Annotated in this window: 26 protein-coding genes and 1 tRNA gene; 6 read left to right on the top strand and 21 right to left on the bottom strand. The window is 36.5% G+C overall.

Going from position 1 to position 22,887, the window contains the following annotated elements; translation table 11 throughout:
* The first annotated feature begins 90 nt into the window (after positions 1-90).
* Positions 91-2,496 carry a TonB-dependent receptor domain-containing protein gene (locus ACR9EA_RS16895; RefSeq protein WP_435135669.1) on the top strand — a complete coding sequence of 802 codons (2,406 nt, stop codon included), beginning with the start codon at positions 91-93 and terminating at the stop codon, positions 2,494-2,496.
* A gap of 143 nt (positions 2,497-2,639) precedes the next feature.
* On the top strand, positions 2,640-3,632 hold the full coding sequence (gene dusB, locus ACR9EA_RS16900) for a tRNA dihydrouridine synthase DusB (RefSeq protein WP_435135671.1): 993 nt from the start codon (positions 2,640-2,642) through the stop codon (positions 3,630-3,632).
* Between the two features lie 7 nt (positions 3,633-3,639).
* On the opposite strand, the gene ACR9EA_RS16905 is transcribed toward dusB, so the two are convergent.
* Both ACR9EA_RS16905 and rbfA read right to left on the bottom strand, forming a co-directional pair.
* Complete coding sequence (locus tag ACR9EA_RS16905; RefSeq protein ID WP_435135673.1) at positions 3,640-4,845, bottom strand: ABC transporter permease; 1,206 nt, start codon at positions 4,843-4,845, stop codon at positions 3,640-3,642.
* On the bottom strand, positions 4,846-5,238 hold the full coding sequence (gene rbfA / locus ACR9EA_RS16910) for a 30S ribosome-binding factor RbfA (RefSeq protein WP_435135675.1): 393 nt from the start codon (positions 5,236-5,238) through the stop codon (positions 4,846-4,848).
* A gap of 78 nt (positions 5,239-5,316) precedes the next feature.
* Here rbfA and mce point away from each other — a divergent pair, with 78 nt between their 5' ends.
* The gene (mce, locus tag ACR9EA_RS16915; RefSeq protein WP_435135677.1) at positions 5,317-5,718 is read left to right on the top strand and encodes a methylmalonyl-CoA epimerase; all 402 of its coding nucleotides are present in this window, start codon (positions 5,317-5,319) and stop codon (positions 5,716-5,718) included.
* A gap of 57 nt (positions 5,719-5,775) precedes the next feature.
* Positions 5,776-5,849, top strand: a tRNA-Ile gene (locus ACR9EA_RS16920).
* 153 nt (positions 5,850-6,002) lie between these two features.
* Here the strand turns inward: ACR9EA_RS16920 and ACR9EA_RS16925 are convergent.
* Complete coding sequence (locus tag ACR9EA_RS16925; protein WP_435139914.1) at positions 6,003-6,197, bottom strand: WYL domain-containing protein; 195 nt, start codon at positions 6,195-6,197, stop codon at positions 6,003-6,005.
* Positions 6,198-6,289: 92 nt separating this feature from the next.
* Between ACR9EA_RS16925 and ACR9EA_RS16930 the strand changes: the two genes are divergently transcribed.
* Both ACR9EA_RS16930 and ACR9EA_RS16935 read left to right on the top strand, forming a co-directional pair.
* Positions 6,290-6,604, top strand: coding sequence for a helix-turn-helix transcriptional regulator (locus ACR9EA_RS16930; RefSeq protein WP_435135679.1), 315 nt, complete (start codon positions 6,290-6,292; stop codon positions 6,602-6,604).
* Between the two features lie 2 nt (positions 6,605-6,606).
* Entirely contained in the window at positions 6,607-7,866 is a 1,260-nt protein-coding gene (locus ACR9EA_RS16935) for a type II toxin-antitoxin system HipA family toxin (RefSeq protein WP_435135681.1), read from the top strand.
* 192 nt (positions 7,867-8,058) lie between these two features.
* On the opposite strand, the gene ACR9EA_RS16940 is transcribed toward ACR9EA_RS16935, so the two are convergent.
* The 18 genes from ACR9EA_RS16940 to ACR9EA_RS17025 all read right to left on the bottom strand — a co-directional run bounded on the left by ACR9EA_RS16940 (position 8,059) and on the right by ACR9EA_RS17025 (position 22,887).
* Positions 8,059-10,707 (bottom strand): T9SS type A sorting domain-containing protein, encoded by a 2,649-nt coding sequence (locus ACR9EA_RS16940; protein ID WP_435135683.1) that lies wholly within the window; start codon positions 10,705-10,707, stop codon positions 8,059-8,061.
* A 200-nt stretch (positions 10,708-10,907) separates the two neighbouring features.
* On the bottom strand, positions 10,908-11,732 hold the full coding sequence (locus ACR9EA_RS16945) for a DNA adenine methylase (RefSeq protein ID WP_435135685.1): 825 nt from the start codon (positions 11,730-11,732) through the stop codon (positions 10,908-10,910).
* A 217-nt stretch (positions 11,733-11,949) separates the two neighbouring features.
* Positions 11,950-12,273, bottom strand: coding sequence for a hypothetical protein (locus tag ACR9EA_RS16950; RefSeq protein WP_435135687.1), 324 nt, complete (start codon positions 12,271-12,273; stop codon positions 11,950-11,952).
* The gene (locus tag ACR9EA_RS16955) at positions 12,270-12,752 is read right to left on the bottom strand and encodes a hypothetical protein (RefSeq protein ID WP_435135689.1); all 483 of its coding nucleotides are present in this window, start codon (positions 12,750-12,752) and stop codon (positions 12,270-12,272) included. Before ACR9EA_RS16955 ends, ACR9EA_RS16950 begins: the two co-directional genes overlap by 4 nt.
* A 5-nt stretch (positions 12,753-12,757) precedes the next feature.
* Complete coding sequence (locus tag ACR9EA_RS16960; RefSeq protein ID WP_435135691.1) at positions 12,758-13,339, bottom strand: hypothetical protein; 582 nt, start codon at positions 13,337-13,339, stop codon at positions 12,758-12,760.
* Positions 13,339-14,211: a hypothetical protein gene (locus ACR9EA_RS16965; protein ID WP_435135692.1), complete on the bottom strand. Its 873-nt coding sequence runs from the start codon at positions 14,209-14,211 to the stop codon at positions 13,339-13,341. The genes ACR9EA_RS16960 and ACR9EA_RS16965 overlap by 1 nt, the downstream gene beginning before the upstream one ends.
* Position 14,212: 1 nt before the next feature.
* Entirely contained in the window at positions 14,213-15,469 is a 1,257-nt protein-coding gene (locus ACR9EA_RS16970; protein WP_435135694.1) for a hypothetical protein, read from the bottom strand.
* A gap of 39 nt (positions 15,470-15,508) precedes the next feature.
* Positions 15,509-16,339 carry a phage baseplate protein gene (locus ACR9EA_RS16975; RefSeq protein ID WP_435135696.1) on the bottom strand — a complete coding sequence of 277 codons (831 nt, stop codon included), beginning with the start codon at positions 16,337-16,339 and terminating at the stop codon, positions 15,509-15,511.
* Complete coding sequence (locus tag ACR9EA_RS16980; RefSeq protein WP_435135698.1) at positions 16,339-16,833, bottom strand: hypothetical protein; 495 nt, start codon at positions 16,831-16,833, stop codon at positions 16,339-16,341. The genes ACR9EA_RS16975 and ACR9EA_RS16980 overlap by 1 nt, the downstream gene beginning before the upstream one ends.
* On the bottom strand, positions 16,823-17,662 hold the full coding sequence (locus ACR9EA_RS16985) for a nucleotidyltransferase (RefSeq protein ID WP_435135700.1): 840 nt from the start codon (positions 17,660-17,662) through the stop codon (positions 16,823-16,825). Before ACR9EA_RS16985 ends, ACR9EA_RS16980 begins: the two co-directional genes overlap by 11 nt.
* Entirely contained in the window at positions 17,662-18,015 is a 354-nt protein-coding gene (locus ACR9EA_RS16990) for a hypothetical protein (RefSeq protein ID WP_435135702.1), read from the bottom strand. The genes ACR9EA_RS16985 and ACR9EA_RS16990 overlap by 1 nt, the downstream gene beginning before the upstream one ends.
* A complete protein-coding gene (locus ACR9EA_RS16995) occupies positions 17,984-18,340 on the bottom strand; it encodes a hypothetical protein (protein WP_435135703.1) in 357 nt (118 codons plus the stop codon). The genes ACR9EA_RS16990 and ACR9EA_RS16995 overlap by 32 nt, the downstream gene beginning before the upstream one ends.
* Complete coding sequence (locus ACR9EA_RS17000; protein ID WP_435135705.1) at positions 18,337-18,618, bottom strand: hypothetical protein; 282 nt, start codon at positions 18,616-18,618, stop codon at positions 18,337-18,339. Before ACR9EA_RS17000 ends, ACR9EA_RS16995 begins: the two co-directional genes overlap by 4 nt.
* Positions 18,618-18,824: a hypothetical protein gene (locus tag ACR9EA_RS17005; protein ID WP_435135706.1), complete on the bottom strand. Its 207-nt coding sequence runs from the start codon at positions 18,822-18,824 to the stop codon at positions 18,618-18,620. Before ACR9EA_RS17005 ends, ACR9EA_RS17000 begins: the two co-directional genes overlap by 1 nt.
* A gap of 1 nt (position 18,825) precedes the next feature.
* Positions 18,826-19,311 (bottom strand): hypothetical protein, encoded by a 486-nt coding sequence (locus ACR9EA_RS17010; protein WP_435135708.1) that lies wholly within the window; start codon positions 19,309-19,311, stop codon positions 18,826-18,828.
* Positions 19,308-20,291 carry a hypothetical protein gene (locus tag ACR9EA_RS17015; RefSeq protein WP_435135710.1) on the bottom strand — a complete coding sequence of 328 codons (984 nt, stop codon included), beginning with the start codon at positions 20,289-20,291 and terminating at the stop codon, positions 19,308-19,310. The genes ACR9EA_RS17010 and ACR9EA_RS17015 overlap by 4 nt, the downstream gene beginning before the upstream one ends.
* Positions 20,288-20,902 (bottom strand): DUF6046 domain-containing protein, encoded by a 615-nt coding sequence (locus ACR9EA_RS17020; RefSeq protein ID WP_435135712.1) that lies wholly within the window; start codon positions 20,900-20,902, stop codon positions 20,288-20,290. The genes ACR9EA_RS17015 and ACR9EA_RS17020 overlap by 4 nt, the downstream gene beginning before the upstream one ends.
* A complete protein-coding gene (locus tag ACR9EA_RS17025; protein ID WP_435135713.1) occupies positions 20,902-22,887 on the bottom strand; it encodes a phage tail tape measure protein in 1,986 nt (661 codons plus the stop codon). The genes ACR9EA_RS17020 and ACR9EA_RS17025 overlap by 1 nt, the downstream gene beginning before the upstream one ends.

Below are 22,887 nucleotides of genomic sequence, written 5' to 3' on the forward strand. Positions count from 1 at the left end.
GTAAGATTTAAGCTACGTATAAAATGTGGTTTTGCCGTAATTGTATTAATTGTAATTATTTTATGTTTGTAAGCCTAACTAACCTACTTTATGCATCAAAAAATTACCTTGTTACTCTTTTTTAGTTATTTATGTTGTTTTTCGCAAGATTTTAAGGTAACAGGGTTTGTAAAAGATGCTAATACCAATGCGATTGAATTTGCAAATGTTTTGTTGGTGTCTCAGCAAGACGAATCGATAGTACAAGGAACCACCACCAACGCTACAGGTTTTTTTAGTCTGGATCAAGTGCCAGAAGGAGCGTATACACTGAAAATTAGTTTTATAGGTTACGACACATTTACAAGTCCCCTTCAATTAAATACCTCATTAGATTTAAATGCGATAGAGTTAAAAGAATCTTCCGAAACTTTAGATGCAATAAATATTGTTGGTAAGCGCCCTACTTTTAAAAAACAACCCGATCGGATAATTTTTAATATAGAGCAAACTTCATTAACCGAAGGTAGCATACTGGATGTTTTAAAAAACACACCTGGTATATTAATTATGAATGATGAAATAAGTGTAAAAAACAGCTCCAATATCATTTATTTAATTAACAATAAAAGAGTGTATTTAACAGGCGATGATTTACAGCAATTGTTATCGGGTACCAGTGCAAACGATGTGCAAGGGGTTGAGGTTATTACAAATCCGCCAGCAAAGTACGATGCGGAAGGTTCGGCTGTAATAAATATTAGAATGAGCAAAAATTTGGTTACGGGCTATAACGGAAGCCTTTTTGGAAATTTTACGCAAGGTATTCATCCGCGTTACAAGGCTGGAATGAGTCATTTTTATAAAACCGATAAGCTAAATATTTTTGGTAATTACGCTTATAGTCAAGATAAAATTGATAGGTATAATTCTGGTAAAGTAAATTTTATAGAGCAAGGTGTTAAAGTAGGGCAGTGGCACGATGAGATTAATAGAACCACAAAATCTAGAACCCATAATGCCAATGTAAATATCGATTACGATTTTAACGATACCAACACTTTATCGTTTACGGCAAATGCAAATATAACACCGTATTGGAAGCGTAAAACAGAAATGGAAACCCAAGCGGTAGATTCGTCTTTTACCTCGTTGAATTACACAGACGATAACACTACAAATCTGGCTTTTAATATCGATTATACCAATCGGTCGGAGTCAGGCAACACGTTATCTGTAAACGTGCATCATACCAATTACGATTACGACAGAGCACAAGATGTTACTTCTCAGTATTTTGATGATTCGCAACAGTTTACCCGAAATAATGTATTTGATGTTACTTCGCTTCAAAACACACACATTTATACAGGTCAGATAGATTATAGCATGCTTTTACAAGTTTTTAATTTAGATATGGGTGTAAAATTATCGCATATCGATTCTAAAAGCGATGTACTTCAAATAAACACAACAGGGGGCGTGCCTGTTACAGATGTTGGTAATAGTGGTGCTTTCGAATATAACGAAATGAATTATGCCGGATATGTAAGCCTTGCTAAATCCTGGGAAACTTGGCAGTTTTCTGCTGGTTTACGTGGCGAATACACCAATGCCGAAGGCGATGTATCAATCAATAATCAGAAGAACGTTTTCGATTATTTTAAATTATTTCCTACGTTAAACATAACTCACGATTTTAACGAAAATCATAGTTTAGGTCTCGCTTATGGTAAGCGTATAGAGCGTCCGAGCTATTCAGCATTAAATCCGTTTAAGTTTTATTTTAACGATTATACCTATTTGCAAGGTAACCCAAACTTACAACCTACCATATCGCATTTAACCACGTTGTCGTATACCTTAAACCAAACCTATACTTTTGAGCTTTACTATAGGTACGAAGACAATCCGACATCGGAACTTGTGTTTCAGGAAAACAATACCAATCAAATTAGTTATTTGCCTGTTAACTTAGATAGATCGGAAGATTTTGGATTCGATTTTATGACGTACAAGCCCCTTACCAATGTCTGGTCTATTTATTTTATAAATTCTATTTTTCACGAAACCGCTTATTTTAATGCTGTACAAAGTGGTAATACACTAGAGTCTAACAAAACTTGGGCGATGTATAGCAATTTTATGAACTTTTTTAGCCTGTTAGAAGATCAAAGCTTAAATATAGATGTATCTATTTTGTACATGACACCTATGATAAACGGATCGGCAAATGTGTCTTCTAGAGCCCAAATAGATTTAGGTGTTAAAAAAGCATTCAACAACGGTAAATGGGTGGCATCTTTAAAAGCAAGCGATATTTTTAGGACTACAGATTTTACGGTTAAAAATAAATACTTAAATCAAGATAACGCTTATTATAACCGTTTTGATAATCAATGGATTCGCTTTGGCTTACGCTATAACTTTGGGAATACCAAGTTAACGACCAATGAAAAGGAAGAAAAAGATTTAAACGAAAGAGACCGTTTGCAGGGCGAAGGTTCAAATCATTAAAAAATCGTTCCAATTACATTTTAATATTTCCCAGGATTTAATATCATTTTATTAACTTTAAAACTCTAGTTTACAAAACTATAGCAGCTATAGTTGATATTTCTATAGTTTTGAGTATTTTTGCACTCTTAAAAAATTAGGCTTTGGTTAAAATAGATACTATAGAACTTCCAGATTTTCCGTTGTTATTAGCTCCAATGGAAGATGTTAGCGATCCGCCGTTTCGTGCCTTATGTAAAGAACAGGGGGCAGATGTGGTGTATACCGAATTTATTTCTAGTGAAGGATTAATTCGTGATGCTGCCAAAAGTACCATGAAATTAGATATCTACGAGAAGGAACGTCCAGTGGGCATTCAAATTTTTGGTGCTAATTTAGATAGCATGCTACAAACTGTAGATATCGTAACCGAATCTAAACCCGATATAATCGATATTAATTTTGGTTGCCCTGTAAAAAAAGTAGTCTCTAAAGGTGCTGGAGCAGGGATATTAAAAGACATCGATTTAATGGTGAGTTTAACCAAAGAAATGGTAAAACGCACACATTTACCCATTACCGTTAAAACCCGTTTGGGTTGGGATCACGAGTCTATTCGTATTGTCGAGGTGGCCGAGCGTTTGCAGGATGTAGGTTGTAAAGCCATATCTATACATGGGCGTACACGCGCCCAAATGTATAAAGGCGACGCCAATTGGGGACCGATAGCTGAGGTAAAAAACAACCCGCGTATGCATATTCCTGTTTTTGGAAATGGCGATGTAGATACACCAGAGCGTGCCATGAAAATGCGCGACGAATATGGATTGGATGGCTGTATGATTGGTCGTGCCAGTATTGGAAATCCATGGTTTTTTAAGCAGGTAAAACACTTTTTTAAAACAGGCGAGCATTTGGCACCGATTACAATTGAAGAACGTGTAGAAGCTGCCAAACGTCATTTACAAATGGCTATAGATTGGAAGGGTGAAACCTTAGGCGTTTTCGAAACACGTCGTCATTATACCAATTATTTTAAGGGCATTCCTCACTTTAAAGAATATCGTACTAAAATGGTTACTAGCGATGATGCTAAAGATGTTTTCGATGCGTTTGATGCCGTTTTAAACGATTTTTCCGACTATCAGTTTGCTTAACTTTAAGTTATATCTGTGCTATTAGCGATTTCGAAATACGCACAGAAGCTACTTTAGATGCGAGAATACCCAAAACCGAAATAGTAATAAATACCACTACAATATTTGCTACTGTTATAGCTACGGGGTAGGGCAAACTAGGCGTAATCATAACCAACGAAAAGGTTTGTTGTAACCCAACAATTATCAGTCCTAATACAATACCTAAAATACCACCTAGTATGGCCATTAAGCTACCTTGGTAAAAAAAGATTTTACGAATATCTTTTATAGAAGCACCTAATTTAAATAAGGTGCTTAAGGTTTTCTTTTTATCTAAAATCATCATGATTATAGAGCCAACAACATTAAAAAGTGCTATTATTAATACTAAGGTAAAAATTAAGTAAACCGCTAAATTTTCGGTGTTTAGCATTTTATAAAGCGCATCGTTTAATTGTGCTCTGTTTTTTATAACAATAGCGTTTCCTAAAATGCTTGTCAGCTTATTTTTTACTGTGGTTTCGTCTGCATTGGCTTGCATTTTAAATTCTATGCCAGACACCTGATTGGGTGTGTAGCTTAAAAGATCTTGCGTAATGTTTAAATCGGCATATACATAAGTATCGTTTAAAGTCTCGTTAATATCAAATAAGCCAACATTAATACAGTGTATGGCATTAAAAGCGCTTTTGGTAGAGGTAATTTGCCCAGTGCCGGGTTTGGGTACATAAATAGTAACCGATTTTCCGTAATCTAGAACTCCTAAAGAAAGTTGATTAGATACCCCCCAGCCAGCAACCATTTGGGTAGTATTTGGCGCAATCCAACTGCCCTGTACAATAACAGAATCTACCGCATTAACTACACTGTAGTTCTGATCTACCCCTTTAATATAAGCAGGATAATTTTTGTTGTCGAAAGATAGGATTACACGTTCTTCAATGATTTTGGAAAACGAAGCGATATCTTCAAGTGCCGCCAGCTGCTGCTGCTGCTGTTCGGTAATAATAAACGATTTTCCAGTACTTGGTACGGCTTTTAAATCGGGGTCTATAATGGTAGAAAACTGTAAGGTAAAGTCTTTTAAACCAGAAAAACCAGACAATACAATAAATAACGATGCAGCGCCTAAAATAACGCCAATAGCCGCAATTATTGTAATAAAATTTATGGCATTGTTGCTGCTTTTAGAGCGCAAATAACGTTTGGCAATATACAGCGGAAAATTCACTTACGACTTTTTACGTTTTCCTAAAAGGTCCGGATCTGTAATAGGGTTGTCTTTACCTTTTAAAGATTGTTCTATTTGGTCGATATACTCCAAAGAATCATCAATAAAAAACTCTAAATTAGGCATGCGTCGCAATTGGTTTTTAGTGCGTTGTGCTAATTCATGTCTAATTAAAGGCGTATTCGATTTTATGCCTGCTAATAATTCTTTGCCCTTATTATTCGGAAAAATACTTAAATACACCTTAGCAATAGACAAATCTACAGTAACATTTACTTTAGAAACCGATATTAAAATACCTTGCATACCCCCTTGTGTAGCAGCACTTTGTAGTACGTCTACCAAATCGCGTTGTAAAACCGAACCTATTTTTTTCTGTCTATTACTTTCCATGTTGCAAAAATAGTGGATATTTAAAGATAATCTTACTTTTGATAGTAAAATTTATAGTTCTAACATAAAATTATAAAAATGAATAAAATAGAACATATAGGTATAGCTGTTAAACACTTAGAGACCTCTAATGCCTTGTTTGCTAAATTGTTTGGTACGCCACATTATAAGACCGAAACTGTAGCCAGCGAAGGTGTTAAAACCTCTTTTTTTAAAGTCGGTGAAAATAAAATAGAATTGTTGGAAGCCACCACAGCCAATAGCCCAATTGCTAAGTTTTTAGAGCGGAAAGGGGAGGGTGTACACCATATTGCTTTTGATGTAGAAGATATTGTAGCAGAAATTAAACGCTTACAAGAAGAAGGGTTTACAGTACTGAACGAAACGCCTAAACGAGGGGCAGACAATAAGTTAGTTGCATTTTTACATCCTAAAGATGCTAATGGTGTGTTAATAGAACTTTGCCAAGAGATAAAGTAATTAAAAAAAGACTTGCAGTATATTAAAAATAATAGTAATATTGCACTCCAATTTTGAGGTCCTATAACTCAGTTGGTTAGAGTATCTGACTCATAATCAGAAAGTCCCTGGTTCGAGCCCAGGTGGGACCACTTTTTAAGATTGTAAAACCCTGTAAACTATTCGTTTGCAGGGTTTTTTGTTTTCTAGGGGACTAATCAGGGGACAACCAAAATTCTAAAATATTAAAGATTTGTGCTGTAATATTTTTGATACAGAGAATAATTATATTTTATAAAACCTAATTAAGCCTTATAATTACATAAAGCCGCATTTAATTTCTTAATTATTTTATGTTTCAACTGTTTTGGAGACAGCACTTCTATGGCATCTCCAAATCCTAGGATAAGACGTTCTAACTCAAAATTTAAATGTACAACTATTTCTATAACTACACTGCCATCTGGATTTGTACTTAAATGAAAAAAGCTAAGATAAATAGAGAATGATTATTTATAAAATCAATTAAGATGCTTTATAATGAGTATTATATTACTCAAAATAACTATATTTGTATAATATATTACACATTATGTCTAAAAATAATTCAATATTATTACCAAAATTAGAGCGTTTGTTGGAAGAAATGGGCGAGCAAATAAAATTAGCACGTTTAAGACGAAAACTAAGTACAGATCAAGTTGCGGAACGGGCAGGTACGAGTAGAAAAACGCTATATTCTATCGAGAAAGGGAAAAGCTCTGTTAGCATCGGTATTTACATTAAAGTTTTAAATGTACTTGGTTTGGAAAATGACGTTTTGCACATAGCAAAAGATGACGTTCTAGGTCGAAAACTGCAAGATATAGGATTGAAAACTAAAGAGCGCGCTCCAAAAAGAAACTAAAAATGAAACGGACTATATATGTTTACGCCGATTGGTTGGAGTTAGGTGCCCCTGTATTAGTTGGTGAATTATATTCAGAGGCTTTAAGAGGAAAAGAAATTTTTTCTTTCGCTTATCACAGTGATTGGTTGCAATCTGATTATGCCTATCAGCTTGATCCAGATTTAGGCTTGTTTGAAGGTGTACAATATTTGAATGATGAAAAGTCGAATTTTGGGTTGTTTTTAGATTCTTCTCCAGACCGTTGGGGTAGGGTGCTTATGAAAAGAAGGGAAGCGGCACTAGCTAGAAAAGAAGAAAGAAGAGTAGATAGATTATTTGAAACAGATTTTTTATTAGGCGTTTTTGATGGACATAGAATGGGGGCTTTACGTTTTAAATTGAAAAAAGATGGCCCTTTTTTAAATGATAATAAAGAATTGGCAAGTCCGCCGTGGACATCAATAAGGGAATTAGAACAAATAAGCTTGCGTTTAGAAGATGATGATAGTCTGGATGACCCCGATTATTTAAAGTGGTTACAGATGCTTGTTTCTCCTGGTTCTTCTTTAGGTGGCGCTAGACCAAAAGCAAGTGTACTGGATAACGAAGGTCATTTATGGATTGCTAAATTCCCAAGTAAAAATGATGGCGATGATATTGGTGGATGGGAAATGGTAATTTACGAATTAGCTATTCAGTCTGGAATTAAAATGGCAGACTCTCAAGCTGAAAAATTTAGTAGTAGCCAGCATACATTTTTAACTAAACGTTTTGATAGAACCAGTTTGGGCGAAAGAATTCATTTTGCATCTGCAATGACCTTATTGGGCTATACCGATGGCACAGATGCTTCCACGGGAGCTAGTTATCTTGAATTGGTAGATTTTATCACGAAGCATGGCGCGAGCCCAGAAAATGATTTAAAACAACTATGGCGAAGAATTGTTTTTAGTATTTGCGTGTCAAATACCGACGATCACCTAAGAAATCACGGTTTTTTATTAACAGATAAAGGTTGGGTTTTATCTCCTGCCTATGATATAAATCCCGTAGAAACGGGAACGGGTTTAAAATTAAATATATCTGAAGACGATAATGCTTTAGATCTTGATTTAGCCTTAGAAGTTGCTCCTTATTTTAGGGTTGAAGCAGCGGAGGCATCACAAATAATAAACCAAATAACCCAGGTTGTAAGTAGTTGGGGCGTAATAGCTAACAAATATGGGTTGTCTAGAAGAGAACAAGAATTAAAAGCTTCTGCGTTTATTATAGAGAGCTAGTCTTTGATGGTAGTATCTCACTAAGTGTGTAAAGTTAAAAATATCGAGGGTTATAGTTCTCGATATTTTTTTGTTTAATCTTGCCTGTCGGTATACAGGTTTTAAAATTTACACACTTTTCGGGATAGTGTCTTTTCCAAAACAATTCATAGCTTATTTTTCTAGCTAGCTTTTTTATCTTAATTAACAGATTTACTTTTTAATAATTTTATAAACGTGTTTGCTAGCAGAATTCACTTCTTGAATAGATAAAAAATAAACGCCACTGGTGCATGAAGAAAGATCTAAGCTGTTTTTTGAGTTAGTTTTCTCAAAGAGCAATTTACCAGTTTGAGAAAACAGTTGTAAATTATAAAATTTACCTTCTTGGCTATTCCAATTCAGTGAGTTAACAAAAGGGTTAGGGTATAGTTTTAATTGGTTTAAGTTTGTATTATTTTCAATTTCTTCAACTCCTAATGTTTCCGAAACGTTTTTATAAACAGACACTAATCCATTATATGTAGAAAAGTTGTCAATAAACAAATCGTGTTTACCATCGTTATTATAATCGTATAATAGCAAATCTCCTTTAGTATTATAATCATCATTATCATAATAAGCTTTGTAAGAGTCAATTGTGATTCTGTTAAAAGTTAAATAGTCTGTTGTTGTGTAATAAAAAATATTATTCATGTATGATGGCTTATCATAATTCCAAGCATAAATTTCATAAATCCCATCTTCATCATTATCGTAAAACTCTATGTCTTCGATATTTAAATTTTCGATCACAATTGGTTCAAAATTATTTTGACCATCATTTTTGAAAAATATAAATGAAGAATCATAAATAGTATTGTATAGAAAAAAGTCCAAATCACCATCTAGATCTACATCCTTTATTTTTAGATGACCGCTATCATATTTACCATCATTAAACTTGGTTAAGCTATTCTCTGAAAATTGCTCATTATCATTCTCAAATAAAGTTATTTCAGTTATCCATTGATCCTTTTTGTAATAATAATTCAAAACCAATATATCGGTTTCACCGTCCTTATTAAAATCGTCATAAGCGAATGTTATGGGTGAAAGATTATCAACATTACCACTTATAATTAAGGGCTGTAATACTCCAAAATCAACTCCTTTATTATTTTTTATCCAATACAATCCGCTCTTATCCCCAGAAGCTTCATTATGCCTATCAAAAATTATATCTTGAAAGCCATCGCTATCTATGTCTGCAAAAGAAATTTTAGTTGTTAAAAAATCATCAGAAAGCGAAATAGATTGAATAAATTCAAAATTATCGTTTCCTAAATTTTTATAAAACTTAATGTAATTTCTATAATTCTTAAAATCAACAACATCTCCAAGGCCATCATTATTGAAGTCTGTGATATTGTTATATGTATAATAGTTTGTATTGGGGTTAGACTGTACTCCAATTAAATGTTGTATTGGGCTTAATTCGTTATTAGGTTTTATTTCAAAATAACCTAATCCACTATCGGTACCTATACAAATATCTTCTTTACCATCACCATTCATATCTATTATAGAAAAATCGTTTGGAGAAATAAATTGTTGAATACAAATGGTTTTATCTTCGGAACCATCTATATCATTATTTATAAAAATCTCATTATCGTATGGGCCTGAAGTGAAAGTAAAATCTAAATTGGTATCGTTATTGAGGTCTAAAAAATTAAATTGAGCTAAATCATACATGTTATTTATCTCAAAATGTTCTAATACTACCTGTGGCTTTTCAAACACGCCATCTTGAATTTTAAATTTGTATATATTAGAGTGATTGCTTTGAGTTTCTATTGCAATGTAAACGGAATAAACTTCATTATCTTCTTTTTTAACGTGAATTAAATTCGATGAAAAAGTAGTGCTGGGAAAAAAAGGAATGTTTTCAACTTGCATTACGTCTTTTAAAAAAACAAATTCATTTTTATCTTCATCAAAATCAAAATATCTCACCCAAAAGGATTCATTTTTCCAATATAAAATATCTTTAATCCCATTTCCATCAAAGTCCATTACGACATAAGAATTTAATTGAGACTGTGCTTGTAGTATGCCTGGATTGACAAAATTATCTTCTTCATTCAAATAAATTCTTAATACATTTCTGCCTAATACATAAAAATCAAAATCACCATCATTATCGATGTCATCAATTTTATAAATTGAATTTGAAGAGCCTAATGAAAACAAAAATTGAGCAGGCTGAAACCCTCCTGTTTTATTGTTTATTAACACATATGCATCGTTGTTATAATAAGACTTATCAATTAAAATCAAATCGATAAAACCATCTTTATTATAATCAAATTTTAAGGGATCGATTGTGTAAGAGCCAACAAAATCAGCGATTTTTTGTGTTTCGCCAAATGTATCATTTTGTAAGTTATGTAAAACACCAATATTCTTATAAGAATAATAAGTTATTAGATCTGGATACCCATCATTATTTAGGTCTAAAGAAAGAATAGGTTGTTTGTTTACATCTAATTTAATTGGTGGAATAGCATTAAAATTTCCACTCTCATTTTTCTGTAATACAATATGCTTCGAATTAACGATATTATGTTTTATAATATCCAAATCTCCATCCTTGTCGAAATCATCATAAATAATTTTGTTACTTAGATTATGATGATCGTAAATATTCACTTTATCCTCAAAGCTTATTTGCCCAAAACCAGACTTAACAAAAAACAGGATTAAAGTAAAAAGTAAAATTTTTCTTTGTAGGTTTTTATCTAAAACAAAAGCTTTTTTAAATATGAACGCAAAAAATGCTCCAACAATCATCGGAAGCCAACTTCCTAAAATAAGCATTGTTATTGAGGTGCTTATATAGGTTAAACCAATAAAGAGTTTATAGCTAAGCTTAAATTTATATCTAATTAAAGGGTATTATAATCGGGAAATCAAATTGTACACAGTTTGAAATCAAATAGTACATAAATTTAAACAAAGGTAAACAAATAACCACCGTTTAAACAACATTAAAATATCATTTAAACGGTGGTAAAAAGCTACTTAAACAACATAATATCCGTATAGCTACTATTGTAGTTCACACTGGTGTTAACCTCTAGCTTTGTAGCATGAGCAAACGGATTAGATGTTAAGGTTCTATTGCCAACCCACTCACAAAGCTCTATTATGGATGATTTGTTCGAAGTGAAATAAAAGTACCTTTGGCCTTCCAATACGCTCAATACATCTAAATAATCGCTTAAACTCCAATAGTTTTTATAAGTAACCGAAGTGGTTTGCAAATAAGGTGGATCTATTAAAAATACCACATTAGGCGTATCTTTATACTGCTCAAATATAGCCTTATAGTCTAAACTTACTATGTCTAAACCAGTTAAATAGCCGTCGGCATTATAGTCGCTCATTCTAACGCAATTATATAGCGTGCTTTTCTCTAAATCGGTATAATTAAGCACATACTTCATACTAAATAGCAGCGACGACGATATTGTAATATAATCTACATACCCGTTTTCGTTTTCATGCTGTTTTATCGCTTTTAAGACACGTTCTTTAACCTCACCCGTTATACGCTTATCTTTAGGCCAATCGTTTACTAGCGCCCTTATTTTTGCTAGCAACACGTTAGTTTGTGGTATAGCGTTAATGCGTTCACGATAATTATCGTAGTCGTTATAGATCACCTTAGCATTTGGATAGTGTTGTTTGGCCGTGTGTGCTAATAAGCCGCTACCTCCAAATAAATCTACATAAACACCGTCTGCAGGATATTTGTGTAACGCTTCTTTAAAACTTTTAATAAATTTCCGTTTCTGACCCATAAACGGCAAAGGCGCAGTTGTGTACTGTTTTTTCTTCATTTCTGTTCGTTTTTTGATTGATGATTAATTGATGATTGATTGATGATTGATTGATAAACTCTATATTTGCGCTTCCGACGGTATAACAAAAAATAATAAAGCCAGTAGCTCCCAGAAGACTTATGTCCTCCAGTAGCTACTGGCTCTTGTTTTAAAAATACCGTCGGAAGTTTTTTAAAAGCTGGGGGACTCTTATTTATCCCCCGACAATCGGTGATTAGTCGATTATCGTGTAGTTTTCATCGAGGGCTTTCCTCGTTCTGTCCATGTCGCGTTGGGCTTGGCCTTTGGTTTTTGCCGCGCCTTTTACCTCTGCTTTCGGCCTTTCAGAATTATCCAGAATAGCAAGATAGAACACATACTCGCTGCCTGCTTCTAGATTGCTTGCAGGAACATTATAACTGCTGTTCTTATCAACGCTTATAATAGCGCGGTCGCCAATGATATGCGAGACTGTCGCCACTTTTTTGTGTAATGTTGTTTTTTGGGCAAAACTGGCTACACTTACCAATAATGCCATAACTACTAATAGTCTTTTCATAGGATTTGGGGTTTTAAAATATTAATATTCTCGTATTGATGCACTTTGGTTCTGGCTGCTATTACAGCGTTGTACATCGCGTTATAACAATGGTTTTCGTCTAGTTTATCTAATAACTTCACTAAAAATTTACCGTATTTATTTAAGCTGTCAAGCTCTACGTTCCAGCCTAGTACTTCGCTAATGGTATCGTCTTTATCTCCAAACGCGTAGCGGATGTCCGTGTCTCGCAAAAACAACCAGTTAAAGAAACCACCAAACACGGCGTTACCTAACTGGTCGTAACTGGCTGCTATCTCTATAAAGAAACTGGAAGTTCCTGCCAAAATATCTCGTGCCTTACGCTTTTCGTTAGTAATGCTTACTACTACTTTCCAAATAAAAGCTAGCGGCGTTACTACTGCAAAAAGCACCAAACTAACAGCTATTAAAATGACTCCTAAAAGGAGATTTCCTATATTGGTAAAGAATTCTTTCATGTTTTTTAAATTTCAAATGGATAATCGTGTTCATCGTATAGATCTATAATACCTGCTCGTAATTTTGCTTCTAATTGGTTGTACAAATCCGTTCCTACGTTTTCTGTTCCCAACTCTACCAACATCATGTAACATTTTGTCCATTTTCCAAAGCAAATGGTATCTCCTAAAGGCTCTAACAACAATTCTAGTGCGTTATAATCGGCCAGCTCTAATTCTGCGCCTAGTTGGGCGCGCAAAGACGCCGTCATTAATCTGAACTCTTCCTTACCGCGCTGCTCACGCAATATTTGTAAGTCTACCTGCTCTTGTATTAAACGCTGTTGCTCTTGTAATGCCTTATCTTCTAATTCTTGGGTAGTAAGAGGTAAAACTTCCCTTGTACCTATATCGTTAACTTCATCATAGATTATACCACCCAATTTATGGGTCGATGTACTGTATTCTGGTGCGACAAATTGTCTATACCCATCTTCAAACCATTGTGTTGAATTGGATTGTGAATTATAGTTTATGTTTGTGCCTTTTACTTTTGGTATAGAGACCAAGGTATAAGGTGTTTCGTTTATGTTTATATATTTATCCATTATAAGTTGTAATAAGTTATTATATTCGATTCTAAATCAGATAACTGAGCTTCTATGTCAGTCAGGAATACGATTCCTTCTGTAAATCTACCAGTTGCTTTACCATTATTAGATGTAACGCTTAATACTTGAATTCTACTAGATGTATTTAAATTTATAGAAGTTATACTATCACTCGTTTCTGTTAACAGATCTCCATTGACCTTACCTATAAATCCGCTATTCCCTTGTATATGATATACAGTATCTAGTTTATAATTAGTCCCCTCATAAATAGAAGTATTAAATACTGTTGCTCCATTAAGCGTCCTTATACCGTGATTGGTATTATTCTCGTTTGTTAATGATTGTATACGTCTTACTCCACTACCAGATTGACCGTCAAACGGAGCTATACCAAATATTGCATTATCTGCTGAATCTGCTATGGTATTAGCACCTACTACTAGTAAAAATAAATTCATATCTCCGCCTGCAATTGAAAATCCTGATGTTGCAAAATTATTACCTGAGTTTACGGTTTCTACAATATAAGGATAACCAGCAGACGTTACATTTACCACACCATCAGTTGCAATATTACCACCAAAACCAACTGCGTTTAAATGTCTACCATTACCACTTGCATCATAGATGACATCAACTGTGGCATAATCTGATCCTAGCCAATTTTCAATGTGGGGGATATCCAATTCATTATTACTATCCCATTGACATAAGAGTGTATCATTAGTTACCCCATTTCTTATTGTCATAGGATTTGCGTGTGTTGCGCTTAATCTTCTTGCTATAGAATAAGCAGTTGCAGGCGAATAGTTGTCTAGTAAATAACTACCCCCATAAACATTAAAAAAATTTGCTTTCTTTTTCATGTTATCCCGCTTGTGTTATTGTTGTCCATACCGTGCCGTCGTACAGGCGTTCTACCGTTATTAAATTAAGTACCGTGCCATCGTAAGATCCTGTTAGGTTGTTTGTCCAAGTGACTGGTAATGTTAAACCATAATCGCCAGTTGCGTATATAGTTAACACTTTACTGGTGTTTGTAGGCAAGTTCCAATCTTCTGTAATGGTAAAGTTTTGCGAAAGGGTTAATATTATAGTCTCTGTCCATAACCAATCTACTTCGTGCGCCACCCCAACAGACACGTTTAAACAGCGGTCGTGCATGGTAGCTCGCACCGTACTGGCTTTTAAATACCCTTCGCTTGCATGGTTACCCCAACCAAAAGCAGACTCCCAATTACTTATTTGTGTTTCTGTAATCGCTTTTACATAGCTTGGTACAGTAGGGTCGGTTTCATTTCCAGATCCTTCTCCTGATCCAAACCCTTGAGCATTAACCCATTCTTGAGTAGCTAGGGTTCCAGAGCTATTTGGTATATATAGCAATATAGCAGCCATTACTTGAGAGTAATCCAGTTCCACTATGTTAAAACTATTTGTTGATTCTAGCCCTATTCTTCTGTTATCACTACCTAAGCTAATTACATCACCTAGAATTCGTGTTTCATTGCTATTAACAAAAACAGTCCCGCTATTAACATTAAAATCATTGCTAGATAGAATATGTGTTCTAACAGTCTCTATTTTAAAGAAAGCCCCTGTAATTGAATGACCTAAGTGTCTTCCTATTTTTATACCTCCATAATTCGAGCCTGAAGTTCCTATAAACAATTCAACGCCTGATGACGAATCGTTTATAATATTGTATCCAGGCAACTCACCTTCTTGCAAAGCCGCATTCCAAGTATCTATATCCTCTTCAGTTATACCTTTAACCCACATTGGTACTGTTGGGTCGGTTTCCTCAACTTCTCCGTTTATTTCTGGCTTATTTCTTATAAAATCCGCTGCTTGGTCGTCGTCCTGTTCCCAGTCAGATTGCACTTGGGGATTTAGCCCCTCCAACTTCTGCTTTTCTTCTGTAGTATAGTTGTTTTCTGTCAAACCCCAACCCTCTACCTTATCTACTTTTTGGTTGAGATAGGTGTCTAAATTTTGTACATCTGTTGTTGGTATCGGTTCGTCTTTATGACGATAGCTATCCCAAACCGCCCAAAATTGGGCTTGGGTCGGCTTCAAGCCAGTACGGAACCAGTTTTTTATTGTGCTTAAAGGTGTTGCCATAATTGTATTTTTTTTATCATCCTGAGCGGAGTCGAAGGGTTAGTTTCCTGTATAAATTATATATGCTAGCGTGTAGTACGGTGGACGGTTTTCGTGAGCTGCGCCACCACCTTCACCACTAATGGTATGGTTGTGGTTACCACTACTAGAGGTTGTTTTTGTTTCGTTAACTGTTGTTCCTGGTTGTAAGTCGGTACCACCACCACCAGAACTAGAACCTGTCTTAAAGGTCATGGTATGCGTGTGGCTGCCTGCATGGTTTGTAAAACCGCCGTGGTTGTGGTTTGGCATTTCGTTTACCGTAAGGGTATGCGTTTTTTCTCCGCCTGTTTTACCTATGGCATTATAATCGGTGTCTGTTGAATGGTAGCCTACTATAAAACGCCCACGTAAATCGGGAGTGCCATTGGTACCGTCGCATAGTTGCCAGCCTGTAGGAATGCTGGCCACAGAACCGCTGTATAATTGTGGGTTAGTGTTTGGCGGTAGGATGCGCGACTTTAGATTCTTTAAAGTATCTATACGCACAAAGTCGCTCCACGGTATAGCGCCTGTACCAGAACCAAAACCTACCCAACGTTCTATTACAACATCCTTTAACACGCCGTTCTCGAATATCTTTTGTGTTGCGGCCTCGTATATTTTTACAGATGCCAATGGTGCGCCACCCTTAAATACAAAAGCTTCGCCGTTTAGATACACGATACCGTCGGTAATATTGGCACCTACCTGTTCGCAACCTTGTAATATAGTTTTATCGCCTGCCATTTCTCCTAGACCACCCAAAAGGGCTAAACCGCTTTGTAACGCGTCCAGTATATTTGTGCTAAGCCTAAAACCGCCTGTTTGATTAAAATGTATTGTATTCATTAAATCGTAATTATTTTATAGTTTTTGCCTGCTAGTTTGTAAAAATCTATAAGGCCTATTACTTCGTATTGTTGAATTTGAATAATTTCGGCTGGCACGTACACCGTAAAATCGGCTGCCGAACCTACCAGTTCGTTTTCGTTATAAAGCCAAGTGGGATTGGCACCTGCATCTATTTCGGACTCTGTATAAATGTATTTCGGGCGGTCTTCGCCGTCTGTATATATATAAAATGCATCGTGTACGTCGCCATCGTTAATGTAAATGCGCCTTAGCTCTGGGTCGAACCGATCGTTAAGAGCGCCGCGCATACTGCATATTTGCCAGCTATGTTCTAGTTTGTAAATATTGTCTAGACGGTATTGCCTCCAGTCGTAATGTAAATTTACAAGCGGACTTATAAGCGCATGCAGATAAGCTATTGTTTTGGGTTGCCGCAATGTAAAGGGCAACAATAACACCGCCAGACGCTTGTAATTAATACTAAACCACATACTCTATATTGTTGAAGTTATCTACTTTAAAGTATCCGCTTTCTGGTATGGTCTTAACATCTACAGGTACAGGATCGCCGTAATCGTTTAATTCTGGATCTATCCACGAACTTTCTATATTTATTATATGGGCTATTTTTACACCGTCAACCTTTTGCAGTTTGTCCACAAAGTTTTGCACGATAAACTCACCATCAAACGGGAGTTCTTTCATGTATTCGTTTATGGCATCTTCTACAGGATAGTTTCCGTTTTTAATACTCATACCCGTATTACTTAACACCAGCGGATCACGAAAAATACGTAGTGACAAATACAGGATATCTGGCTCGTAATTTATTATGGTAATTTTTACACCTGCAGGTTTAACTTCTGCAATGTAGGCATCGAAAGCCGAACGCTGGTCGAGTTCTATTGGTGCTAATTCTTCGTTGGTTTCGCCTGCTATTTTTAATATTACGCGACTATCTACTTCACTTTCGTTAACAGCGGCATACTTTATAATTTTACTGGCTTCAATCTGTGCATCGGTAGCGTTTTCGTTATCAAAATTGTCAGTATCGGCAATCAGGTCGAAACCGTACTGAAACTTGAGCGCCATATACCGATACCACGGTAAACGGGCGTTTTTCTGGTTGAGAATTTGCGTGTCTACCTCGTTAGCATGTAAATCGAATAACAATTCGTGCGTATGTATGGCCACAGCAATAATATAGGCGAACAAACGATAAATAGCTACCTGACTGGTACTGGTTAGGTTTGCCAAATTAACATCGCCTAAAAGGTTGTTTAGTATTTCGGTGTGTATTTCTGTAATTGTTCTTGCCATTATCTTACTATAAAATCGTTTTCTATTTCCATATAACCAATACCTTCAAACTCTGTTGGGTCTAGTTCGTCTCCACCGCCCGAGTCTACAATTTCTAAATTGGTAGAAGTTGCTGGTTTTAGGTATTTGCGTTTGTAATATTCTTGTACACTGGGTTCCGACGGTTCTAACTCTGGAATCTGCAAAACCGTACCCGTTGCCATAGCCGATGTAATGCTTAAACCATTGGCTACGGCCAGCTCTAGCATTTCGTTTATACTGCCATATTCTTGTATGGCAATATCCAGAAGGCTTTGGTTATATTTTACGCGAATTTCCAATTTACTTTTCGTGGGCTTGTTTGTATTCTTCAAACTCTTTCATCAACTCCTTGTAGCTTGTTTGCAAACGGCTGTATTTGGTTTGCCAACGCTTTTCAACCTGCTGTATTTTTACACGCCATTGCGCGTCTATTTCAGCCTGTTTTTTTTTAAGCAGCTCCATATCCTGACGCATTTTTTCTAAGCTGGCGTCGCTATCTAAAACCATGTCCTTATAAATGGCTTGTATTTTTGCCGTTAGATCGGCATCGTCTTGCTTAAAGCCCTGTATTCGTTTTTTGCGCTCGAAAAGCCAAGCCCCTAAACCACCTAAGCCTAAAATAATTTCGCTAATATGTGGTGTTAATAAATCTATCATTGTGTATTGCGTTTTAAGGTTATGTAGTTTTTTATATCGTCGTAATTTTTCCCGTCGCGCTGCAGGTGTAATTTTACCTTGGTGCGGAGCTCGTTATCGTTTACGTTACTATTTATGAACTTAATAAGGTTTGCGCCTAACAAGGGGTCTTCTTTTAATTCGCCTTGGTTCATTCTCAAAATAATGCCTACCTCTTGAGTTAAGCTTTCGCCGATTTTAAAGTCGCCGTTTTCTATTAACAGATCGTCGTTTTCGTCCAGTAAAATATCTTTCTCCATTAGGTTCCTTGTATTGTTGTGGTAACAGCTGCACCGTTGCTAGCGGTTCCCGTGGTGGTTCTGCCAATGGTAAACTCGGCAACACCTGCAGCAATCTCATCGGCTAAATGTTGTCTGGCTTCCTCGATATCTATCTCTGGATTGTCCGACATGATGTCCATAGCCTGTCTAATCTTCGCAGATAACTGTTCTTGAGTAATTGGCATATTATTCTATTAAAATGGTGTTTAAACGTTCTTTAATAGCAATCATTTCTGCAACATTAATCGTATTGCCGTAAATGACTTTTATCTTGTTAATCTCATCAATCATATCGTTTAGGACGTCTTTAAGAGATTCGTTGTTCTGTTTTATTACAACTCCAGTTTCTTTTACTGTTAGCTGTGTTTTATCGGCTGTTATAACCGTTTCTTCAAGATTGGAGCAGCCTATTAAAAAGGTTGCGGCCTCTTGGTTTAAAATGGTACCTATTAAACAACGTGCGCCTATTTTGGGTTTTACATAGCAATCGCCCAAACCTAAAAGCACATCGTAAAACGGTAAATTGTCGGCGGTTCCTGTAGCGGTCATGGTTTTTGCTTCCCAATCAATTTCGCTTACCGTAGCCCAGTGCGTCTGTATTTTATTGGCCTTGTTAAACTTTCGCTCTATTAGGCTGCCAAACTCTTGTATTTCCTGTCCGTTCTTTTTCATAACACACTACCGCCTAAAGTGATTACCTGTCTTATTTTTGCTTTATCGAAGGTCTTTTTTACCGACTCGATATAATAAACGCCTTCGCGATCTTCGTACAGTTGGCTCTCAAGCTTCACCTTTAAACCGTGCCTTACGGAAGGAATCCCGAAGGCCGTAAACGAACCATCGAAGCCACCGCGCTTTTTGGTTTCGTAGTCTTTCTGCAGTAACTTTTTTACTTCAGCTTCTACTTCAATATTGTAGTAGGTTAATTGGTAGGTGTCGCCGCCATTGTCGCCAATTTCTACTTCTATCTTCTTGCCGTCTTTTAATACCGAAACCCCTTTAATTTTTAATACAATATCCTCGGCATTTCGGTAGTTTAAATCATTGCTAACGGCATTGCGTTCTAAATGAAAATTAACCGTTTCCTGATCGGAATCGTCGCTATAATATTTACCACACACCAAAGTTTTTCCGCGCATATAGCTATATAAATTGTAAGGTGCATTTTGCAATTTGTCTAATACTGCGGCTACGTTGGTTTGCGCAAAACGCACACCGCCAAGCTCTACACCTTCTAAAGCGTCTACCTTGTATCCAGGAACAATGTGTTCTAAAAGCTGCTGTAAGCTAACCGACTTGAAGCTAGCGTTTACAGGCAGTTGCTTGAGTTTCCACATTTCGTCCTCGCAGGTAATTTCTATAGGAATGTTTGCCGAAACCTGTGTAACATAGCCTTCAAACTCGGTAATGTAAGTACCGTTATAGCCAAAAGCTATACTTACAGGAGCGCCACGCCTGAATACTTCGCGAACTTTTTTAGCATTATATTTGTTATCGATAAACTTTACGTTTCTAGGCAATCGTATTATGGCTCTATCCGTTAATAGCTTAAAGCTGCTTTCTATTTCTACCGAAGACACCTTAGTTAACACAAAAGCCTCTCGACCGTTATATTCTGGAAAGCTTACGCGTATGTTCATTGCTAACGTCATACACTAAATTCTAAAGGTTCGTCACTACTTGCGGTAATCTCAAACGGAATTACATTTTCTTTGCCTTGAGCCTGTTTAAAATCAATGTCCTCAATGGTAATGCTAAAGATGCTTTTATCTAAAAACAGTTCACCCAACACCTCTATACTATCGGCTATTTCTTCCCATCTTAATAAGGCTTTATATTGGTCTATAGCAGAAAGATTTGGTGTATCTAAGCACAAGCCTCTAATACGTATCTGCCAATCGTCGAAACCGTATATTTCTTTTACTGTTCCTGTACTGCCCAAAACATTAGTTTTAGTGATATTCTTAGCTCGGCGAAAATCAACTATCGTAGCAGGCGGCAAATCAAAATCCTGATACGGGTTTGCTATTAATCGTCCTGCTTTGCTATATCTATTATAATAGCCACCTTTAAACTTCATCGGGAACATAATAGGCGTCCCCATCCAACTCATTTTCTTTGCGGCCTCGTAAGTTTTTACGGGAATAGACTGGTAGTTTACCAAACCATTATTAGGCGCTTGGTTGTCTACCTTATAGGTAATAGGTGTTACACCAAAAGCGGCGTTAAACAATTGCGATATGTCGGGTCTATATGTACTCATTATAAAGAGATAAGCGAATCGCGTAAACGATCGTTAATTTTTCCTGTTACGGCATCGGCTATTTTATCGATGTCGTTGCGCCAGTTACCATCTATATTGAAATAGTTTTTAATGTCTAAGTTCATGGTAACGGTTTTGCCTGCACCTTTACCAATACCGTTTAAGCCGCTAGCACTTCCAGAACCAGAACCGCTAGAGCTGCCCGTACTGGTTGTTTTACCATCTAAAAGACTGGTAAAGTTGCCGAGTCCTGGACTCGTGGTGTGGGCTTTGTTTTTATTGGCTGTGTACATATCACTAACCAATTGTCCTTTTTCCATTGCACCAGACCAGCCATCTATAAACTGTGCTCCAGCTTGCTTACCAGAATCGAGTCCTAAAAGGTCATTAGCAGCTTGCTTGCCTGTCTCGAAAGCTTTAGACCATTCGCCATTAAAAAAGTGCATCAAGGTTTTTCCTATACCAGAAATTCCAGAAACCATGTCTTTAATTCTGTTTATCACGTAATCTTTTAAGACGCCACCAAACAGCTTTAAAATTTGCCTACTTTTAAAAATCACTTCGCGAAACCCTTCAAATTGATCCCATGCTAACATGACACCAGCCGTTAAAGCCGCTAATCCTGCAACAATCCAGCCTATAGGTGTTCCCATCATGGTAATGCCCAAAACTTTAGTAGAAAGCGTCATGGCTTTAGTGGCTACATCTTGCAACCACGTTACTTTGGTTAAGGATGATATTAAGGGTATGGCCGAGGCTATACCTGTTACTACTGGAGATAGTTCTACTACCGAAGCGGCGATACTGCCAAAGGTGGCGCTGAACGATGTTTTTAAATCGGCCAACCAACCACGAATACCAGAACCAGCCTCTTGTACCGAAGGAATGTTGTTAATATCTAAATCGATACTACCTAAACCTTCTATCCACGCAAGCCCAGCGTCTTCGCCTGCGCCCTTAAAAATATCCGCTAAAACCAGTTGCTTGGCTTGAGTAGTTGCACCTTCCATAGATTTACTAATCATTTGCACGGCTTCAAAACTGGTTTTGTTTGCTAAATCGCTAACCTCTAAACCAATGCCTTTCAGTGCGTCTATTTGTGGCTGGCCAATTTCACGAAGCGACAAATCCGCTTCTTTAATGGAGTCGATCGCCTTGTCGCTAAATATACCTTCCTGTCCAGCTTTGGCCATTAAGGCTATGGCTTGACTTTGGCTTAAACCTAACTGATTAATAAAGGTTGGATATTCCTTCAGCTGATCGATAAAGTCGCCGTTAATATTTGCGCCTTTTTCAAAACCAGCTTCTATAAGTGCGAAATTATCTTCGTAAGTACCACCAATTAATTTGGTCATGGCATTGGCGGCCTTGGCTATTTCGTCGGGGTTTTCCTTAAACACGGCACCAAGCTTATAGGCTTTTGCGGTTAAATCGTCTAAGGCATCGCCCGAAGCTCCAGAGAAACGTTCTATATTGGTTTTTAAACTTTCAATTTCTGTGGTAAACCGTAACCCGTCTATAGCTTTGTTAACCAATTCAACAGTTTGATTTGCTACAACTACTGCAGCTCCCCAATTGGCTTTTAGTTTTTCTTGGTCTGGTGCGTTTTCAATGTCTTTTAACTCTTCCTGAACCTCTACTAATTGCTCTTTGTAACGACGTACTTTGGTTTCGGCCTGTTTTACATCAAAGTCTATTTGCTGTCTGGTTAGCGGATCTACAGCATCGCCCAAACTTGCTAAATGTGCTTTAAGCTTTTTTATTTGGGTTTCTTCCTGCTGTATTTCTTGGTTAAGCTCGTTAAAGCTTTTAATCGCTTGGTTGGCAGTGGTACGAGTGGTCTCATCCATTGTATTTAAGGAAGCGGTAACACGTTGCAGGGTTTGGTTTACAGACTTGGTGTTTTTATCCACACCGCGCATGGGTGCGGACACCTTGTCCATAAGCTCTAAAATCCATTGTGTTGTTGTACTGCTTCCTGCCAT

The sequence above is a fragment of the Formosa sp. A9 genome (genome assembly GCF_051200825.1).
In the GTDB taxonomy this organism is placed as follows: domain Bacteria; phylum Bacteroidota; class Bacteroidia; order Flavobacteriales; family Flavobacteriaceae; genus Formosa.

Bases quoted from the DNA above. Each gene is read 5' to 3' on its own strand.
- ACR9EA_RS17010 (WP_435135708.1), bottom strand. From the start codon at position 19,311: ATGAAAAAGAACGGACAGGAAATACAAGAGTTTGGCAGCCTAATAGAG.
- ACR9EA_RS16960 (WP_435135691.1), bottom strand. From the start codon at position 13,339: ATGGATAAATATATAAACATAAACGAAACACCTTATACCTTGGTCTCT.
- ACR9EA_RS17015 (WP_435135710.1), bottom strand. From the start codon at position 20,291: ATGACGTTAGCAATGAACATACGCGTAAGCTTTCCAGAATATAACGGT.
- ACR9EA_RS16975 (WP_435135696.1), bottom strand. From the start codon at position 16,339: ATGAATACAATACATTTTAATCAAACAGGCGGTTTTAGGCTTAGCACA.
- mce (WP_435135677.1), top strand. From the start codon at position 5,317: ATGAATAAAATAGAACATATAGGTATAGCTGTTAAACACTTAGAGACC.
- ACR9EA_RS16980 (WP_435135698.1), bottom strand. From the start codon at position 16,833: ATGTGGTTTAGTATTAATTACAAGCGTCTGGCGGTGTTATTGTTGCCC.
- ACR9EA_RS16965 (WP_435135692.1), bottom strand. From the start codon at position 14,211: ATGAAAAAGAAAGCAAATTTTTTTAATGTTTATGGGGGTAGTTATTTA.
- ACR9EA_RS16955 (WP_435135689.1), bottom strand. From the start codon at position 12,752: ATGAAAGAATTCTTTACCAATATAGGAAATCTCCTTTTAGGAGTCATT.
- ACR9EA_RS16945 (WP_435135685.1), bottom strand. From the start codon at position 11,732: ATGAAGAAAAAACAGTACACAACTGCGCCTTTGCCGTTTATGGGTCAG.
- ACR9EA_RS17000 (WP_435135705.1), bottom strand. From the start codon at position 18,618: ATGGAGAAAGATATTTTACTGGACGAAAACGACGATCTGTTAATAGAA.
- rbfA (WP_435135675.1), bottom strand. From the start codon at position 5,238: ATGGAAAGTAATAGACAGAAAAAAATAGGTTCGGTTTTACAACGCGAT.
- ACR9EA_RS17020 (WP_435135712.1), bottom strand. From the start codon at position 20,902: ATGAGTACATATAGACCCGACATATCGCAATTGTTTAACGCCGCTTTT.
- ACR9EA_RS17005 (WP_435135706.1), bottom strand. From the start codon at position 18,824: ATGCCAATTACTCAAGAACAGTTATCTGCGAAGATTAGACAGGCTATG.
- ACR9EA_RS16995 (WP_435135703.1), bottom strand. From the start codon at position 18,340: ATGATAGATTTATTAACACCACATATTAGCGAAATTATTTTAGGCTTA.
- ACR9EA_RS16895 (WP_435135669.1), top strand. From the start codon at position 91: ATGCATCAAAAAATTACCTTGTTACTCTTTTTTAGTTATTTATGTTGT.
- ACR9EA_RS16970 (WP_435135694.1), bottom strand. From the start codon at position 15,469: ATGGCAACACCTTTAAGCACAATAAAAAACTGGTTCCGTACTGGCTTG.
- ACR9EA_RS16940 (WP_435135683.1), bottom strand. From the start codon at position 10,707: ATGCTTATTTTAGGAAGTTGGCTTCCGATGATTGTTGGAGCATTTTTT.
- ACR9EA_RS17025 (WP_435135713.1), bottom strand. From the start codon at position 22,887: ATGGCAGGAAGCAGTACAACAACACAATGGATTTTAGAGCTTATGGAC.
- ACR9EA_RS16930 (WP_435135679.1), top strand. From the start codon at position 6,290: ATGTCTAAAAATAATTCAATATTATTACCAAAATTAGAGCGTTTGTTG.
- ACR9EA_RS16985 (WP_435135700.1), bottom strand. From the start codon at position 17,662: ATGGCAAGAACAATTACAGAAATACACACCGAAATACTAAACAACCTT.
- ACR9EA_RS16950 (WP_435135687.1), bottom strand. From the start codon at position 12,273: ATGAAAAGACTATTAGTAGTTATGGCATTATTGGTAAGTGTAGCCAGT.
- ACR9EA_RS16935 (WP_435135681.1), top strand. From the start codon at position 6,607: ATGAAACGGACTATATATGTTTACGCCGATTGGTTGGAGTTAGGTGCC.